Origin of the sequence: Streptomyces sp. NBC_01089, from assembly GCF_045162975.1 — a bacterium.
GTDB lineage: Bacteria > Actinomycetota > Actinomycetes > Streptomycetales > Streptomycetaceae > Streptomyces.
Genome location: NZ_CP108660.1, coordinates 7,549,971 through 7,566,900, shown reverse-complemented (window position 1 = coordinate 7,566,900; position 16,930 = coordinate 7,549,971). Strand labels below are relative to the sequence as shown.

Genomic DNA, 16,930 nt, shown 5'->3' with positions numbered 1-16,930 from the left:
GGCAATCGGGGAGCCGCCCGCGGGGCAATCGGGCGAAGCGCCATCGCCGCGGGCCGGCCCCACCATCGGCCGCAGGGTCAGCGCAGCCCCACCATCAGGGCGTCGCTCGGTGAGCACCACGCCTGCCTCGCCTCGGCGAAGCCCTGCGCGCGCAGGGTGTCCGCGTGCCACCCCGTGGACGTGGGCCGGTCGGTGGGCGCCTTCGCCGCGGCCGGATTCCTGGGGTCGCCGAGGCGTTCGAAGCGCAGCCGCGCGGCCTCCCTGAGCCCGGGGTCCTCCGCTGCCTCGCTCCACCACGCGGCCCAGTCGAGTGCACCGCCGGACCGCTCCCGCTCCTTGCGCGCGGTGTGGAACGCCTGCGCCGCCGCGTTGATGCGAGGCGCCGACTCATCCACCATGTGATCGGCGTTGAGGAACGCGCCGCCTTCGCGCAGCACCCCCGCGACATGCCCGTACAGCGCCCGGAGCGGCTCGGTGTCCAGCCAGTGCAGTGCGGTCGCCGTCAGCACGGCGTCGTAGGACCGGTGGGGCAGCGCGTCCGTCCACCGCGGGTCCGTGAGGTCGGCGGTCACGAATTCCACCCGCTCGTCCCCGGCGAAGTGGCCGCGGGCGATGGCCATCAGGACCGGGTCGAGGTCGACTCCGGTACTGCGTGCCCCCGGGAAGCGCTTCAGCACCCGGTCGGTGATGCTTCCCGTGCCGCAGGCGAGGTCCAGGACGACGGGCTCGGGACCCACCAGCGCCTCGATCATGTCGAGCATCACCCGGAACCGCTCCTCACGGTCCGGCATGTACCACTCCTGCTGACGGTCCCAACTGTCCTGCCACGCCTGCCAGTCCTGGCCCGCGGTCGTCGTCTGCGTCATGGGGTGCCTCTCTCCTTCGGTGGGTACGTGTGGCGCTTCGGTGGGTACGTGTGGCGCTCTTCGGTTGTACGTGCCGTCCACGGCGCCCGGGCGCACGCCCGCGGGCCTGCGCCGCGCGCCCGGCTCACAGGTCGTCCGCCACCACGGCGACCTGTCCGGCGCCCAGGCGCTCCGCCCGGACCAGCAGCCGCGCGGTCGTCGATCTCGGCGCGCCCACGACCTGTGCGGGCGGGCCTTCCTCCACGATCCGGCCGTTGTCGAGGACGACGAGCCGGTCGGCCACCTGGCGCAACAGTCCCAGATCATGGCCGATCCACAGGACGGCGGTCCCCTGCTCCTGCCGCAGCCGGGTCACCTCGTCCCGTACGAGACCGGTGGCCACCTCGTCGAGTGCGGCCGTGATCTCGTCGCACACCAGCACGTCAGGGGCCGCCAGCACCGCGCGGGCGAACGCGGCGCGCTGGAGCTCTCCCCCCGACAGCGACTCCGGCAGCCGTCCCGCCGTGCTCTCGGCGACCCCCAGCCGGGTCAGCAGATCCGCCGCCTCCGCCACGGCCCGGTCCGGCGACCGGCCACGGAGTCTGACGGCCGTACGCGCCACCTGCTCCAGCACGGAGCGGCGTTCGTCGAAGGAGCCCCGGACCTCCTGCCACACGTACTGCACCCGCCGCTTCTGCGGCCGGGTACGGCGGCGGAGTACCGGAAGCTCCGTACCGTCCAGGAGGATGCCACCGCCGCACCGCTCGTGGAGCCCGGCGATACAGCGCGCCAGGGTGGTCTTGCCGCTCCCCGAAGGCCCGGCCACCGCGACGCAGCCACCGCGCGGCAGGGACAGGGAGATGTCGTGCAGCACCACGCCACGGCCGCCGGGGCGCAGCCAGGCCGTCAGATTCCGTACGGAGAGAACCGGTTCCGGTTCGTCCGGTGACCGGTCCCCGGTGTCCGGTACGGAGTGCGCGGCGTCGGGAACGGAGTGGCCGGCGTGGGGAGCGGAGTGGACGGCGTCGGGAACGGCGCCTGCCGGCAACAGGGTTCCGGGGGTGCCCGCGCCGGTGACCCGGCCGTCCTCCAGCAGGACCACCCGGTCCGCCAGCGCACGCACCATGTCGTGGTCGTGGCTCAGCAGGAGGATCGCCATGCCTGAACGGGCGAGCGCGGCGAGTTCACGGGCCAGGCCCATCCGGGTCACGGTGTCGAGTCCGGTGCCGGGTTCGTCCAGGACGAGCGCCCGCGGGCCGCAGGCCAGCACCTGGGCGAGGGCGACGCGCTGCCGCTGACCGCCGGAGAACTGATGGGGGAAGCGCCGCAGCGCCGTCTCCGGGGGAAGCTGGGCCGCACGCAGCGCCTGCGCCGCCCGGTCCCTGGCGGCGGCCCTGCCGTCCGGTGAGCCGGGTCCCGGCCGGTGGTGCAGCCGGGTCAGTTCGGTCAGTACGGCGCCGGTCCTGCGGGCCGGGTTGAGCGCACTGCCCGGGTGCTGCGGCATGTAGGCGATGGTGCCGCCGCGCAGACCGGCCGCCTCCCGGGTGACACCGTGCTCGTCCACCACGGTGGTCCCGGCCACCCGGACCGCGCCGCTCAGCCGTACGCCGGGCGCCGTATCCCCGAGCAGGGCGAGCGCGGCGGTGGTCTTGCCGCTCCCGGACGGGCCGACGAGCGCCGTCACCCCACCCGCCGGCACGTCGAGGTCCACGCCCCGCAGGAGTGCTGACGTACCGGCCCACGCGGTCAGTCCGCGTACCTCGATCACGGACATCAGTACGCGGTCTCCTTCGGGCCGGTGGCCGTTGCCGGGCCGGTTCCCGAGGCCGTACCCGCCCCCGGGCCCAAGGCCGTCCCCGCCCCCGGGCCCGACGCCGTACCCGCAGCCCGGTCCGAGGTCGCGGGGCGCCTGAGCAGCCGGTCCGCCAAGAGGTTCAGCCCGACCGTGAACATCACGAGCATGGCCGCCGGCGCGCACACGGCCCAGGGCTGGAGGAGCAGCGCCTCCCGGCTCCCCGCGATCGTGACGGCCCAGTCGGGTGAGGTGGGCTCCATCCCGAGCCCGAGGAAGTTCGCGGCGGCGACGGTGAACACCGCCGTGGTGACACGGGTACCGACATCGGCCGCCGCCACCGGCAGGACCGCCCGTCCCACGTAGCCGAACAGGATCCGGGACCCGGACTCCCCCTGCATCCGCAGCGCTTCGGCCACCGGGCTGCTCGCCGCGTCGAGCGCCGCGGCCCGCACCAGCCGGGCCACGGCGGGCACGTTGATCGCGGCCACCGCCAGGGCGATGGCCGTGGCCTGACCGCGCCAGCCCACGCCGATGACGCTGATGATGAGCAGCGAGGGCACCGGGAGCAGCAACTCCACCGGCCTCAGCAGGAGTTCGTCGAGCCACCGGTGCCGGGTGACCGCCGCGGCCAGTCCGAGCGTGCCGCCCACGGCATAGGCGAGCCCGACCGCGCAGCAGGCCACGCCGAGTGCGCTGCGCCCGCCGCGCAGGAGCAGCCCGAGGACGTCCCGTCCCATTCCGTCGGTACCCAGCAGGTGACCGGCCCCGGCCGCGTACGGCGCGCCCCCCGCGGCCGGGGCGATCACCGGAGCCAGCACGGGCCCCACCACCGCGACCAGCACGGGAATCGCGAGGAGCAGGCCCGCACCCGCGGTGAGGAGGGAGCGGCGGCCACGTCCGGGACGCGGTGCGCGGGTCACCTGAGCACCTCCGTACGCGGGGCCAGCCGGTAGGACACCAGGTCGGCCGCGATGTTGAGCGCCATGGCCACGGCGGCCAGCAGCAGCGTGAGCGCCTGGACGGTCGGCACGTCCCGGCTCTGCACCGCGTCGATCAGCGCGGTCGCCGTACCGGGAATCGCGAAGACGGCCTCGACGATCAGGACGCCGCCCAGCAACTGGTCGCCGGTCCGCGCCAGTTCCTGGACGCCGGGCACGGCGGCGTTGGGAAGCACGTGCCGCAGGACGAGCCCGGCACGCGGCACGCCCAGCCGCCGCGCCTGGACGGTGTAGTCGGCGCGCAGCGCCGCTATGGTGCCCGCGCGTATCTGCCGGGACAGCAGACAGACCGTCCGCGCGAGGAGCACGGCCACGGGCAGCACGAGCAGCGCGGGCCTGGTCAGCAGATCCCCTGCGCCGACGTCCACCCAGGTGGAGGGGAGCAGGCCGAGCCGGAGGGAGAAGACGGCCACCAGGGAGAGCGCCAGCACGAAGTCCGGTACGGAGTTGAGCGCCACCATGACGGCGGAGAGCGCCTGGTCCGTCCGGCTGCCCTCCCTGAGCCCCATCAGCAGGCCGAGCAGCATGGCGAGCGGCACGAGAATCGCGGCCGTGACCAACGCCAGTACGGCGGTGGCGCCGAGGGAGCCGGTGATGATGTCGCTCACCGGGCCGCGGCTGACCAGCGAGGTGCCCAGGTCCCCGGAGAGCAGCGAACCGGCCCAGTCGGCGAAGCGTTCGATCGCCGGGCGGTCGAGCCCCAACTGGTCTCTCAGCTGGGCGACTTGCGCCATCCCGGCCTGTTCGTTGAACTCGACTTCCGCCGCGTCGCCGGGGAGCAGCGAGGTCAGCAGGAAGACCAGTACGGCCAGCATCCCCAGCTGGACGACGGCGAGCGAGACCCGTCGCAGGGTGTAACGCAGCACGGTCAGGCCAGCCACACTCTGTCGAACCGCGCCCAGTCGACCGTGTTGGGGGGCATGCCCTTGACCCCGTGCAGCCGGTTCGCCACGGCGTTCAGCCAGTCGGAGTGGCCCCAGAGCAGCAGGCCGCCCTTGTCCCGCACGGTGCGCAGCGCGGATCCGTACCGCGCCGTGCGCTTCTTCTCGTCGGTGATGGCCTGGGCCTGCGCGAAGTCCTGGTCGAAGTCCTTGTGGTGCCAGGCCGTGGCGTTCTGCGGTGAGCCGTCGAGCAGCCGCTCGCTGATGTAGGTGGGGATGGGCATCGCTCCGCAGCGGTGGCTGCCGACCATGCCGGTGCCGAGCAGGTCGGTGAAGTAGCTCTCGGGAGGCCCGGTGGTGACCTCGATCCGCAGACCGGCGTCGGCGGCCTGGCCGGCCAGGAGGTGCGCCGCGTCGACGAACCCGTCGGCGGCCGTCGATGTGTAGAGCGTGACGCGCTTGTTCAGGGCGCCGGAGCGGCGCAGCAGCCGACGGGCCTCGGCGACGTCCCGCTCGCGCTGCGGCACACCGGCGGGGTAGTACTCGTACCCCTTGCCGTACATGTCGTTGCCGAGGTCGCCCTGCCCGCCGAGTACGACGTCGACCAGGCGCTTCCGGTCGGCGAGGAGCTTGAGCGCCATCGCGGCGTCGGGGTCGTCGAAGGGCGGCCGGTCGGTCTTGAGCGCGAAGCCGACGGCACCGCTGCGTGGGGCGGAGACGATCCGTACCCGCGTGTTCGCCCGGATCAGCCGGGCGAAGGTGGGCGTCATCTCGTGCGCGTACTCCACCTCGCCCGCCTGTACGGCGTTGGACCGCGCTTCGGTGGCGGCGGAGAGGATGTGCAGTTCGTCGATGTAAGGGGCGCCGGCCCAGTGGTCGTCGAACCGGCGGGCGGTGAAGGAGCGGCCCGCGGTGAAGGAGCCGAAGCGGAAGGGGCCGGTGCCCACCGGGCGGGACGGGTCGCGGTATCCGTTCCGTACGACGGCGGTGCCGGTCATGGCCAGCAGCGACGGCAGTTCCGCGTTCGGCCGCTTCAGCGTGATCTCCACCGTGTGCTTGCCGACCGCTCTCGACCGCTTCAGGTCGATGACGGAGAGCGAGCCCTTCGCCAGATGGTCGGCGGCGCCGGGATCGAGAATGCGGGAGAGGCTGAAGAGTACGTCGTCGGGGTCCAGCGGGTGACCGTCGTGGAAGGTGGCCGCCCGCAGCGTGAACCGCCACACGGTGCCGTCGGCGTTCGGCTGCCAGCTGCGCGCCAGCCGGGGCACGGGACGCAGGGTCGCGTCGAGGTCCACGAGTTTGTCGAAAATCGCCTTGTGTCTGGCTATGTCCACGAACTGGCGCTGCGCGTGCGGGTCCAGCGTCTCCTTGGCCCCGGCGCCGGGAAACACGGCCCGCAGGGTGCCGCCCCGGCGCGGCGGGGCCGAGTCCGAACTCCCGCCCGGCCCGCAGGAGCTGAGCAGGACCGCTCCGGCGGCGCCGGCCAGTCCGAGAAACCCACGGCGGGTGCTGTCGACGGGCACGCTGTGACTCACCTCTTCATAAGACCCCTCTTGCCCTATTGCGTGAAAAATGCAGGTGCAAGCTGTATGCAAGTAGGTGACCATGTCGGCTGCGGACCTGTCAACGCGCTGCCGCGCGGGCGGGGCCGGACGGCCTCAGCGCGGTGCGGGCGGACCGCCGCCCTCCCGCAGCAGGCGCTCCAGCCGGTCGAACCGCTCATGCAGGGACCTGACTTCCTCCGAGGCGTCCTCCCGGCCCACGTGCTCGGCGCGCTTGAGTGTTCCGCCCAGTTCCCGCAGACCGCGGGCGGCTCCGCCGACGAACCAGGTGGCGAGGGCCGCCGTCACGATCCCGAACAGGGCGATCCCGACCAGCATCACCACACAGGCGATGACACGGCCCCACGCCGTCACCGGGTACATGTCGCCGTACCCGACGGTGGTCGCGGTCTCGATGGACCACCACACCCCCAGGGGGAAGGACGTGATGGTCGCGTGCGGTGCCGACGCCTCCGCACGCACCACCAGCCACGCCCCGCCCAGCAGCACCAGCGTGGTGACCGCGGCGGCCCACAGCGACGCCCGCACATGAAGCCGGCGCTGATGCGCGCTCAGCAGCCACCGCAGCAGGGTGGAGACGAAAACCGGCGGCATGGACGCACCTCGCTCGGGACGGCGGACATTTCGCCATGAACGTACTCGCGGTCACCCCCGGCTCCGGGAACAGTCCGCGGTGCGCGCGTCGCGCCGCGGCCCTCACCTCCACCCCCACGCGCACGCTCACGTCCCACGAAAGTCAACAGATTCTGACCAGTTCCAAGGTTGGAAGGAAAACCAAAGCAACAAATATTGACGCCGACGACCCGTGCGCGTAGCTTCCCGGCGAAGGTGTCGAGCGGCGTGGACTCCCGTGCCGCATCGGCAGGTTGAGCTCCACTCCCCCACCACTCCACTGGGAGCACACCATGCGCGAAGACAGATCCGTCGCCGCGAGAACCGTCCCCCACCTCATCGGGCGGCCACAACCGCTCCGTCTGCGCAGACTGCTGCTGTCGGCCCTGGCGGCCCTGGGCCTCGTCATCGGCGCCCTGGTCGGGCTTCCGGCGGCGTCGCAGGCGGCCGGCTCGCTGCCCTGCGACATCTACAGCGCGGCCGGCACCCCCTGCGTCGCGGCGCACAGCACGACACGCGCCCTGCTGTCCTCGTACAACGGCCCCCTCTACCAGGTCACCCGGGCATCGGACGGCGCCAGGACCGACATCGGCCTGCTCTCCCAGGGCGGTTACGCCGACGCCGCCGCGCAGGACACGTTCTGCGCGGACACCACATGCGCCATCACGAAGGTCTACGACCAGACCTCTCGCCACAACGACCTCGATCCGGGACCGGCTGGCACCGCGGGCGCGGCCGACCGCGGGGCCGACGCCGCCGAGCTCTCGGTCACGGCGGGCGGCCACAAGGTGTACGGCATCTGGATCTCACCCGGAGTCGGCTACCGCTCCAACGGTGCGGCGTCCGGCACCGCGGTCAACGGCCAGGCCGAGGGCGCCTACATGGTGGCCAGCGGGACACACGTCGGCTCCGACTGCTGCTTCGACTACGGCAACGCGGAGAGCACCCCGGCCGACACCGGAAACGGGCACATGGACGCCGTATCGATCGCCACCACGTGCTACTTCGCACCGTGCACCGGCTCGGGCCCCTGGGTCGAGGCCGACATGGAGAACGGCATGTTCCAGGGCGACAACGGCTCCAACACGGCCAACACCGGCAACAGCAGCACCTATGTCACCGCCATGCTGAAGAACAACGGACAGACGACCTACGCGTTGAAGGGAGGCGATTCGCAGACCGGCGGCCTCAGAACCCAGTGGGACGGCGCACTGCCGACGCGGAGCGGATACCGGCCCATGCAGCAGGAGGGCGGCATCATCCTCGGTACCGGAGGGGACAACAGCAACCGGAACATGGGCACGTTCTTCGAGGGTGTGATGGTCTCCGGCTATCCGACCGACGCGGCCGAGGACGCGGTCCAGGCGAACGTGGTCGCGGCCGGGTACTCGGGTCAGACCAATGTGCCCAACGGCCCGCAGGGCACGATCACCGGTCCCGGCGGCCAGTGTGTGGATGTCGCGGCGGACGACACCGGGGTCAACGGAGCGGCGGTGCAGCTCTGGAACTGCCAGTCCTACGCCGAGGACCAGTACTGGACCCACCACTCCAACGGATCCCTCAGCACCATCGGCCGTTGCCTGGACATCGACGGCAACGGCACGGCCAACGGCACCCAGGTCGAACTGTGGGACTGCAACGGGGTCGGCGGCCAGGTCTGGCAGCAGCGCTCCGACGGTTCGCTGTTCAACCCCCAGTCGGGCCGCTGCCTCGACTCCCCCGACGGTGCGACTGCCAACGGCACCCATCTGCGGATCTGGGACTGCAACGGCGCGGCCGCCCAGAAGTTCACCCTGAACTGAGGCCCGGCGCGCAGTGAGGGGTACGGGAACCGGCGGGTTCCCGTACCCCTCACCTGATTCAGCATCAACTGTTTTTTACAGCCGTCAGTTGACGTAGACCTCAGCCCGGTCCACGCTCACGTACGACGCCTGGGACTGGCCGTCGTGCTCACCCGTCACCCGGACCTGGAGCGTGTGCTTTCCGTAGGGCAGACGTGGGCTGAGGAACTGGAGCGTCTCCCCGGTGCGGATCGCACCGTAGTAGTCCAGCCGCTGTTCGGCGCCGCCGTCGATACTGAGCCCCGCGTAACCGTTCCCGGTGTCGCGGACGGACAGCAGGGCGATCCGGGTGCCGGTGAAGGTGTACGTGGCGGTGTTCCCGGCCGCGTCACTCCAGTGGTCGTCGTTCCAGAAGCACTGGGCGGCGCAGCCCGTGCCCGAGTTCCAGTCACCGGTGTAGGTGACGGTCCCGTCCCCGCTGGAGCGGCCGTCGTCGTTGATCCAGTAGGCACCGGGCCCCGGGTCACCCGACGGGAGATCCTGGGTGGCGCCCATCGCGAGCGGCCGGCCGAGGTCGGGGCTCCCGTCGGCGTTCCAGCCGATGCGCTGCGCGCGGGTGGTGCGGTCGCTGTAGGTGTTGGCCGAGGTGGTCTTGGCGTGGTACGCCATCCAGTCCTCGGTACCGTCGGGCGAGCGGAAGAAGGTGTGGTGGCCGGGGCCGAAGACGCCGTGGTCGTCGGCGCGGGAGAAGACCGGCCCCTGGTGCTGCGTCCAGTTGCCCGGTACCAGCGGGTCGGCGTCGGACGGCAGCGACATCATCCAGATCTGGTAGTCCGGTTTCCCGGTGTCGCAGGTGGAGTAGGTCATCCAGGTGCGCCCGTTGCGGTAGAGGAACTCCGGCCCCTCACGGACCTCGGGGCAGCCGCCCGCCCCGTCGATGGCGACCGCGTCGCCCGAGACGGTGTACGGATTCGACAGCGGCGCGAGGTTCAGGCCGTTGTGCTGGTACTGGTTGATGCCGCTGTAGGCCAGGTAGAGGCGGCCGTTGTGCTGGAGGATGCCGGGGTCGATGGCGAAGTCGGCCGCGTGGTTGGGCGGCGCCAGCTCCGCCTTGAAGTGGTAGGAGCCCGCCGGATCGTCGGCGTCGGACTCCGCGACGTAGATCCGGTGGTGGTCGTCGACGCCGTCGTCAGCGGTGTAGTAGAGGTACCAGCGGTCGCCGAAGCGGTAGAACTCGGGCGCGAAGATGCCCTGGTTCCGTGAGCTGTCGCTGTCGGTCCAGACGGTGATGGGATCGGCGGTGAGCAGCGTACTGAGGGACGGCGAGCGCCACATGCGGATGCTGTTGCCCTGCGTGGTGGTCAGGTAGTAATTCCCGTTCCAGTACGTCATGAACGGGTCGGGGCCGGTGTTGAGCGGGTTCCGGAACGTCCCCGCGGCGCTCACCTGTGGGACCGCTGCGGCGGCTCTGGCGGGCGGCAGGGCGTACGTTCCGGCGAGCATCAGCCCGAGCGCGGTCAGCACGCCGAGCAGACGCAGGATGCGCAGGGGACTTACGGTTCCGTGGGGCTGCGTGCGCATGAGGGACTCCTTCTATGCGGACCGCTTCGCGCGCCGGATCACCGGTTTGCATCGTTGTAATACCGATGCTGCGTCACCGTAGAGTGGAGCTGATACGGCGTCAAGGAGGCGTGGGCGCCGACCGCGAGTTCACAGACCACGACATCGCGGACCACGACATCGCGGACCATGAATGGGCGGACCACGAATGGGCGGACACGACCGGGACGTAGCCGGATACACCGCCGGGGCACCGCCGGAGGCACGGCCGGGGACACCGCCCCGGGCTCACGCCCCGGCGAGGAGATCCGGCAGCCGGCGCATGTCGTCGAAGACCACCGTGTCCGGTCCGTGCAGCCAGTCCGCGGGGGTGAGCCCGCCGCAGTAGCCGAAGACGCGCATACCGGCGGCGCGGGCGGCGCGCACACCGTAGCGGCTGTCCTCGACCACGGCGCAGACGTCGGGGGCGAACCCCATCCGCCGCGCGGCATGCAGGAAGAGGTCGGGCGCCGGCTTGCCGTTGGCCACGTCCGCCGCACTGTGGATCCGGCCTTCGAAGCGTGCGTACAGCCCGGTGAGACCCAGGGTGTGGCGGAGGCTGCCGTGGCCACTGCTGGAAGCCACACAGGTGGGCAGCCGGATCCGGTCCAGTGCCTCCACCACACCGTCCACAGCGGTGAGTTCGGCCTCCATCGCCTCGCGGTACAGCTGGAGCTGGCCGGCCTCCCAGCCCTCCGGAAGCCGGCGCCCGATGTGCCGTTCGACATCGGTGATCATGTCGGCATGCGAGCGGCCCATGAACCGTTCGACGATCTCGGCCTCGCTGAGCTCCCAGCCGAGCGCCGCCAGGCTCGACGCGTCCACCCGTACCGCGATGCGCTCGCTGTCCACGAGAACGCCGTCACAGTCGAATATCACGAGTTCAATCGGCTTGGTCACACCCGCATGCTACGGGGCGCGACCGAGCGGGTCGCGCCTCACACCGATGCCCGCAGGCGCGTGTACCGGTCCCGCCAGGGGCAGGCGTCCTCCAGCTGGGCGCTGAGCGCGATGAGTGTGGCCTCGTCGGCCGGACGGCCCACGAGGCTGACCCCCACGGGGATGCCCGCATCGGCGGTCCAGTACAGCGGAACGCTGACCGCGGGCTGGCCCGTCATGTTGTACGGGCCGGTGAACGCGCTGAACGCGGCCTGGCGGTAGAGGTTTTCGAGCGGGTCACCTGACTCGTCGAAGAACTCGACGGGCTGCGGCAGGGTCGCCAGGGTCGGGGTGAGGACGACGTCGTACTGGCTGGTCGCCTCGACCGCACGGCGTGCGGCCCGGTGCATTCCGTTGACCGCGGCGGCGAACTGCTCCCCGGAGACGCCCCTTCCGTACTCCCGCCACGCCCGCGTCACCGGCCTGAGCAGCGCCTCACGCTCGGCGTCCAGGGGGTGACCGAGCGACTGCACGCCCCAGGCGTTCACGAAGTGGCCGGTGAGCTCGGGGCCGAATGGCGTCGGGATGTCCTCCACGATGTGCCCGAGGCTCTCCAGCAGCCGTGCGGCGTGCTCCCAGGCGGCCAGGCATTCCGGGTCCACGGAGACACCCTCGGTGGCGGGCGTCGCGTACCGGCCGATGCGCAGCCGCCCGGGGGCGCGTTCGGCGTGGCCGAGGAACGTCTCGCCCGGCGGCAGCGGCGGCGCCCAGTGCGGGTCTCCCGGCTCGGGCCCGGCCAGCACATCGAGCAGGGCCGCCGCGTCACGCACCGAGCGGGCCAGCGGCCCCTGCACGGAGAGCCCCGTGGCCTCGACTCCCGCCGGGCCCGAACTCACCCGTCCCCGCGAGGGTTTGATGCCGAACAGCCCGCACACACTCGCCGGGATCCGGATGGAGCCACCGCCGTCACTGGCATGGGCGACGGGGACGAGCCCGAGCGCCACGGCGACCGCCGCGCCGCCGCTGGAGCCGCCGGCGGACAGTGCCGGGTTCCAGGGGTTACGGGCAGGGCCCACCAGGTCGTTGTCCGTGTAGCAGCAGCAGCCGAACTCGGGGGTGTTGGTCTTGCCGAGGCTGATCATGCCGGCGCGGCGCAGCCTGGTGACGCTGTGCGCGTCGGCCGACGGCACATGTGCCGCGAATGCCTTCGATCCGTACGTGGTCGGGACCCCGGCGGTGTCGACGAGGTCCTTCACCGCGGTCGGGACACCACTGAGGGCCGACGGCGCTTCATCGCCGGGGCGCCGGTCCTGCCAAGCGGCCGCGGCGGACAGCGCCGCATCGGGCGTCCGCGTGATGAAGGCGCCGAACCGTGAGTCGTACTCCTCGACACGTGCCAGATGATGCCGTACGAGATCCACCGGAGAGACCTCGCCCTTGCGGACGGCGGTGGCCTGCTCCAGTGCGGTCAGCGCGTGCAGTGCGGTGGGGACGGTCATACGCTCCTGCTTTCCCGGGACTTCGCTTCGATGGCTGCTCTGAGGTGACTAACCGATCCGACGGCTCTGCGGACCCTCGGGGCTCTGCGAACCCTCGGGGCTCGCCGAACCCTGGGGGCTCTGCCGCAGTGCGGCGACCTGACGGGCCACCGCCTCCTCATGATCCTTGAGATCCCGCCGGGCGTCACGGGGCCGCCACCGCCCGGTCATCACGAAGACGAACGGCAGGAACAGCACCTGACCGGCCAGACACACCCACCACCAGGTCTGCCACTTACCGGCGTTGTCGGCGCCGGCCCGTGCCACCTCGGGGCCGTGCTCGCGGAGGACCTTCAGCTGCGGCGCCGCCTTCCGGACGGTGTTCAGCCGGTCGGCCCCGACCTCCCGCTGTGCGCGGGCCGACAGCGACGGGGGCACCTTGCCGGGTGCGTACGCGTCGAGTTCGGCGAACAGTTTCGGGTGGGCACGCGTGATGGCCAGCGCGGGAGCCGCCTGGACCGATGCGTGCTCGACCTCCGCGCCGTGCTCGATCAGCGGTGTCACCGTGTTCACCACGAGGGGGACACAGGCTGCGGACAGCGCCACCGTGATCCGTACGATCCAGCCCCAGACCGCGAGCCCGGTCGCGGTGGCTGCCGGGTTGTGCCGCTCGACGGTCTCGGTGAAGCTCGCCATCCACGGGGAGTAGGCGATGCCGCTGGTCACACCGATGCCCGCGAGGATGAGGGCAAAGGTGTAGTAGCCGGTGTGCGGTTGGGTGGCGTGCAGGGTGAACACGAGGGTGAAGCCGATCGATCCGAGACCGCCCAGCAGCATGAACGGCTTCCGCACCCGCAGCCGGTCGGAGAGCAGTCCCGCCAGCACCAGGGCGATCGCGTTGGCACCCCAGTACCAGTCGAGCAGGGCGTTGGCGCGCTGCGCCGAGTAGCCGAAGGCCGTGGCGAAGTACACGACGAAGTTGCCGACGGCCGCGTAGTACAGGAGGAGATAGAGGCTGATGGCCACGGCGGAGCCGATGACGTCGAGGCGCATCATCTGACGCCACTGGCCGTGCAGCGCGGCGTCGGCGGCGATGCCCTTGGCGCGGGCCTCGATCAGTGCCCGGTCACGCACGCTCACCATGATCTGGTCGCGCAACGCCGGGGCGAGTTCCCGCAGGCCGAACAGGGCGACCACGAAGAGGACGAGGCCGCTGATACCGGCGAACCTGATCTCGTCCTGCCAGGTCGTGGCGGCCCCGTACGTACGGGAGGTGACCGCGGTGACCACCAGGCTGCCGACGATCGGCCCCATGGTCCAGTAGCCCATCGCCGATGCCCGGCCCAGCTGCGGCGAGAAGTCGCGGATGAGGGCCGGGGTGGCCACGAGGATCATGCCCTCGACGAAGGCCACGGCGCAGTAGCTGAGCAGATAGCTCGCCTTTCCCGGCGCGTTGGGCAGGACGAACGTGGTGAGCAGACCGACGACCAGGAGGCCGTAGACCACGATGTTGGCCCGGCCCCAGCGGTCGGCGAGCCCTGCGACGAGTGAGGCGAACGCGCCGACGGCGTTGGCCGCCACCGATATGTAGACGAAGTACAGGAACGTCATGTGGAGCTGGGCGATGATGGCGGTCGACACCGCGTACTGGACGTACAGCTGGTAGTAGAGAACGATCGTGACGAGCACGACGATCCCCAAGTACCAGTACCGGGCGCCGCGTTCGGGATAGTGCTCCAGCCGTGGCCGGGTCAGACGTCCGGGGCGCGTTCCGGCGGGCCGCGCCGTGTCCGGCTCCTGCGTCGGCGGTGGCGACATCGACACCGTGCCTCCTCGTGCTGGTCGACCGCACGCCACAGTGCGTGCTCGCCCCGCGCAGGCTAGTACCGACCAGTCGGTATGGAGAAGGGGTCGGAGGCAAGTTTGTGGCACGGGCACCGCGGACAGCACGGGCGTCGACAACGGCGCGGGCAGCCCGGCGGTGGCACGACCGGCATGACCGGTACGGGCGCGACCTGCACCTGCACCCGTTCCTGCACCTGTTCCTGCACCTGGCACGCCCGGCACGACGCCCTCAGTCGAGGACGAATTCGCCCCCGGCGGCGGTGGCGAGGCCGGGACCGAAGGCGGCCGCCGGAGTGAAGGCGCCGGGCCGGGCCTCACCGCGGGCCAGCCGGACGGCGGTCTCGGTGGCGACATCGGCGGTGTAGTCCATCCCGTCATCCGCGCGCAGCCAGCCCTCACGGCGGGTGCCGTCGGGCCAGGTGACGACCGCGTGCCCCCAGGAGTGCTGTCGGGGCCTGGGAGCCGCTTCGACGGGGACCCGGGCCAGCCGCCGGACCGCGAAACGCCGCAGGGCCGGGACCGACAACAGCGCGCCGAGTACGGGCAGGGCGGCCCGTACGACGGGCGAGGCCGGGGCCAGGGCGGAGGAGACGGTGACGGACGGGGCTCCGCTCGCCCGCTGGGCGGCGAGGAGTTCACCCGACGGCACGCCCGCCGACTGCACGGTCTGCCCGTCGGGCAGGGTGAGCCGCTGCGGGTTCGCGCCGAGCCGCACCCTGACCGGCCGGCCGTCCGCGTACTGGCGCCCGCCGGTGGTCAGTACATCGACGGTGCTCGCGGCGAAGGCGCCCATGACGCCGGCTTCGGTGGCCACGGAGGCCAGGGCGTCGACGTGCACCCGGGACGGGGCGGGCCGGCCTTCGCACAGTTTCGCGACGAGGGCCTCCGTCGCCAGGACGCCGAACCCCGCGCCGGTCACGAGCGTGCTGCCGGCGGCCGTCGCGTCAGCGTCCAGGGCGAGCAGCCGGGGAAGGGCGGACAGGTCGGCCGCCAGGTCCACATAGTGCCCGCCGGGCATACAGGCGCGGGCGATCAGCGCGGCCGTTCCGGCGTAGTCGCCGATGGTGTTGACGACGACGAGCGGCCGCTCCAGCACGATCTCGGCGGCGATACGTTCCGCCGTACCGGCGACGACGATCTTCCTGTCGCCGCCGGGGCCGAGATCCGCTCCGGCCCGGCGCAGACGTTCGCGGTCCCGCCCGACCAGCACGGGCGTGATCCCCCGCGCCGTGAGGCGCTCGGCGACCGCACGGCCGATCCGGCCGGTGGCACCCAGGATCCACACCTCATGCGTCCGTGCGTTCCGCGCCATCGGTACGTCCTGTGTCATTGGTACATCCTGCGTCATCGGGGCTCCTCTCCACCGCGACCGGCCACCCCCGCACCCGGCCCACTATCGATGTCTCACTGTGTCATCACTCGCCTCCCAGGCTAGCACCGACGACACAGTGAGACATCACTTGCTATCGTCGAGCCATGGCCAGATGGGACCCCGGAACAGAAGAGCGCCTCACCAAGGCCGCACTGGAGCTCTACAGGGAGCACGGGTACGACAGCGTGACCGTGACGCGGATCGCCGAACGCGCCGGGATCACCCGCCGCTCGTACTTCCGCTACTTCCCCGACAAGCGGGAAGTCCTGTTCGCGGGCTCCGAACGGCTGCCCGCCGCGGCTGCCGACGCGGTGCTCGCCGCCGACCGGTCCGCACCCCCGCTCACCGCGGCGCTCGACGGCATCGCCCGGGCCGGCGCACGGCTCACGTCGTACGTCGACGTCGGTCACGCGACCGAACGCCGCGCGGTGATCGACAGCAGCGCGGAGCTCCAGGAACGCGAGCGCACCAAGCTCGCATCGGTCGCCACCGCCGTCTCCGACGCGCTCGGGCGGCGCGGCGTGGATCCCGGCCGGGCGGATCTCGTGGCCCGGATCGCCACGGTCGCCTTCCGGAGCGCGTTCGCCCAATGGATCGACGCGCGGGGGGAGTTGGACTTCGCGTCCTGCTTCAGCACCGTCGTCACGACACTCCGGGAAACGGTGGTCGCGGACATCGAGTGCGGGGACTGACCGCCCCCTGGGCGACGAGGCGGTCCTGGCCCGCGCAGGGAACGACCTGCACGGATTCTGCGACCCCGACCGCCCCACCCCGCACCGGCTTCCTGCACGGCGTGCGTTCCATCAGCTGGCGGCGCTCGCCGACCCGGCGGTCCGTGGTGGTACTCGGTGAGAACGAGATCGCCGGCCGGCTGCCCGGAGTACGCGGGCTCCTGGCGGCCGAGACCAACTTCTGGTGGTGGCGCACCGGAGCCGACAACGGCGTACGCCTGAACCGCCCGGACCACCCAGCCTGGGACCACCTCACGGAGCGGGCCGTGTGCTGGCACTACCACGGTCTACTGGAGCCTCCGGAGGGGGCGACCGCACTGGTCCACACCGTCATGGAGCACCACGGCGCCCCCGAGCGCCGCCAGGTCCTCCTTGACGAGACCTGGCCTCCACCGCCGGCCGGCTGATTGTCACCACCATGGACCGGCACGAGGATGCCGGTCCATGGTCCGCCAGAGCCCCCGCGAGCCCCTGCGCAGCGCTGTGGGAGCTGAACCGACAAGGTGCGATCAATGACGTGCGGTCAGTGACGTGCGATCAGCGAGGTGCCAT

General features: G+C 71.6%; 14 protein-coding genes. 3 read left to right on the top strand and 11 right to left on the bottom strand.

Annotation, left to right across the window (positions count from 1 at the left end):
• Nucleotides 1-77: 77 nt before the first annotated feature.
• The 6 genes from OG510_RS34025 to OG510_RS34000 form a co-directional block, all read right to left on the bottom strand.
• Nucleotides 78-866 (bottom strand): methyltransferase domain-containing protein, encoded by a 789-nt coding sequence (locus OG510_RS34025; RefSeq protein ID WP_406141866.1) that lies wholly within the window; start codon nucleotides 864-866, stop codon nucleotides 78-80.
• Between the two features lie 124 nt (nucleotides 867-990).
• Complete coding sequence (locus OG510_RS34020) at nucleotides 991-2,619, bottom strand: ABC transporter ATP-binding protein (RefSeq protein WP_406141865.1); 1,629 nt, start codon at nucleotides 2,617-2,619, stop codon at nucleotides 991-993.
• On the bottom strand, nucleotides 2,619-3,560 hold the full coding sequence (locus OG510_RS34015) for an ABC transporter permease (RefSeq protein WP_406141864.1): 942 nt from the start codon (nucleotides 3,558-3,560) through the stop codon (nucleotides 2,619-2,621). Before OG510_RS34015 ends, OG510_RS34020 begins: the two co-directional genes overlap by 1 nt.
• Nucleotides 3,557-4,504: an ABC transporter permease gene (locus OG510_RS34010; protein ID WP_406142697.1), complete on the bottom strand. Its 948-nt coding sequence runs from the start codon at nucleotides 4,502-4,504 to the stop codon at nucleotides 3,557-3,559. Before OG510_RS34010 ends, OG510_RS34015 begins: the two co-directional genes overlap by 4 nt.
• A gap of 2 nt (nucleotides 4,505-4,506) precedes the next feature.
• A complete protein-coding gene (locus OG510_RS34005) occupies nucleotides 4,507-6,042 on the bottom strand; it encodes an ABC transporter substrate-binding protein (protein ID WP_406141863.1) in 1,536 nt (511 codons plus the stop codon).
• Between the two features lie 135 nt (nucleotides 6,043-6,177).
• Nucleotides 6,178-6,675, bottom strand: a complete 498-nt coding sequence (locus OG510_RS34000; RefSeq protein ID WP_406141862.1) for a potassium channel family protein — start codon at nucleotides 6,673-6,675, stop codon at nucleotides 6,178-6,180.
• A 311-nt stretch (nucleotides 6,676-6,986) separates the two neighbouring features.
• On the opposite strand from OG510_RS34000, the gene OG510_RS33995 reads away from it, so the two are divergent.
• Nucleotides 6,987-8,495, top strand: a complete 1,509-nt coding sequence (locus tag OG510_RS33995) for an arabinofuranosidase catalytic domain-containing protein (protein WP_406141861.1) — start codon at nucleotides 6,987-6,989, stop codon at nucleotides 8,493-8,495.
• Between the two features lie 84 nt (nucleotides 8,496-8,579).
• Here the strand turns inward: OG510_RS33995 and OG510_RS33990 are convergent, their stop codons facing one another.
• The 5 genes from OG510_RS33990 to OG510_RS33970 all read right to left on the bottom strand — a co-directional run bounded on the left by OG510_RS33990 (nucleotide 8,580) and on the right by OG510_RS33970 (nucleotide 15,605).
• Entirely contained in the window at nucleotides 8,580-10,055 is a 1,476-nt protein-coding gene (locus OG510_RS33990) for a glycoside hydrolase family 43 protein (RefSeq protein ID WP_406141860.1), read from the bottom strand.
• 267 nt (nucleotides 10,056-10,322) lie between these two features.
• A complete protein-coding gene (locus OG510_RS33985) occupies nucleotides 10,323-10,973 on the bottom strand; it encodes an HAD family hydrolase (protein ID WP_406141859.1) in 651 nt (216 codons plus the stop codon).
• Between the two features lie 38 nt (nucleotides 10,974-11,011).
• Nucleotides 11,012-12,451 carry an amidase gene (locus OG510_RS33980; RefSeq protein ID WP_406141858.1) on the bottom strand — a complete coding sequence of 480 codons (1,440 nt, stop codon included), beginning with the start codon at nucleotides 12,449-12,451 and terminating at the stop codon, nucleotides 11,012-11,014.
• A gap of 48 nt (nucleotides 12,452-12,499) precedes the next feature.
• Nucleotides 12,500-14,248, bottom strand: coding sequence for an MFS transporter (locus OG510_RS33975; RefSeq protein WP_406142695.1), 1,749 nt, complete (start codon nucleotides 14,246-14,248; stop codon nucleotides 12,500-12,502).
• 256 nt (nucleotides 14,249-14,504) lie between these two features.
• The gene (locus tag OG510_RS33970) at nucleotides 14,505-15,605 is read right to left on the bottom strand and encodes a saccharopine dehydrogenase NADP-binding domain-containing protein (RefSeq protein ID WP_406141857.1); all 1,101 of its coding nucleotides are present in this window, start codon (nucleotides 15,603-15,605) and stop codon (nucleotides 14,505-14,507) included.
• 146 nt (nucleotides 15,606-15,751) lie between these two features.
• On the opposite strand from OG510_RS33970, the gene OG510_RS33965 reads away from it, so the two are divergent.
• Complete coding sequence (locus OG510_RS33965) at nucleotides 15,752-16,339, top strand: TetR/AcrR family transcriptional regulator (RefSeq protein ID WP_406141856.1); 588 nt, start codon at nucleotides 15,752-15,754, stop codon at nucleotides 16,337-16,339.
• A 101-nt stretch (nucleotides 16,340-16,440) separates the two neighbouring features.
• A complete protein-coding gene (locus OG510_RS33960) occupies nucleotides 16,441-16,785 on the top strand; it encodes a hypothetical protein (protein ID WP_406141855.1) in 345 nt (114 codons plus the stop codon).
• Nucleotides 16,786-16,930: the final 145 nt, after the last annotated feature.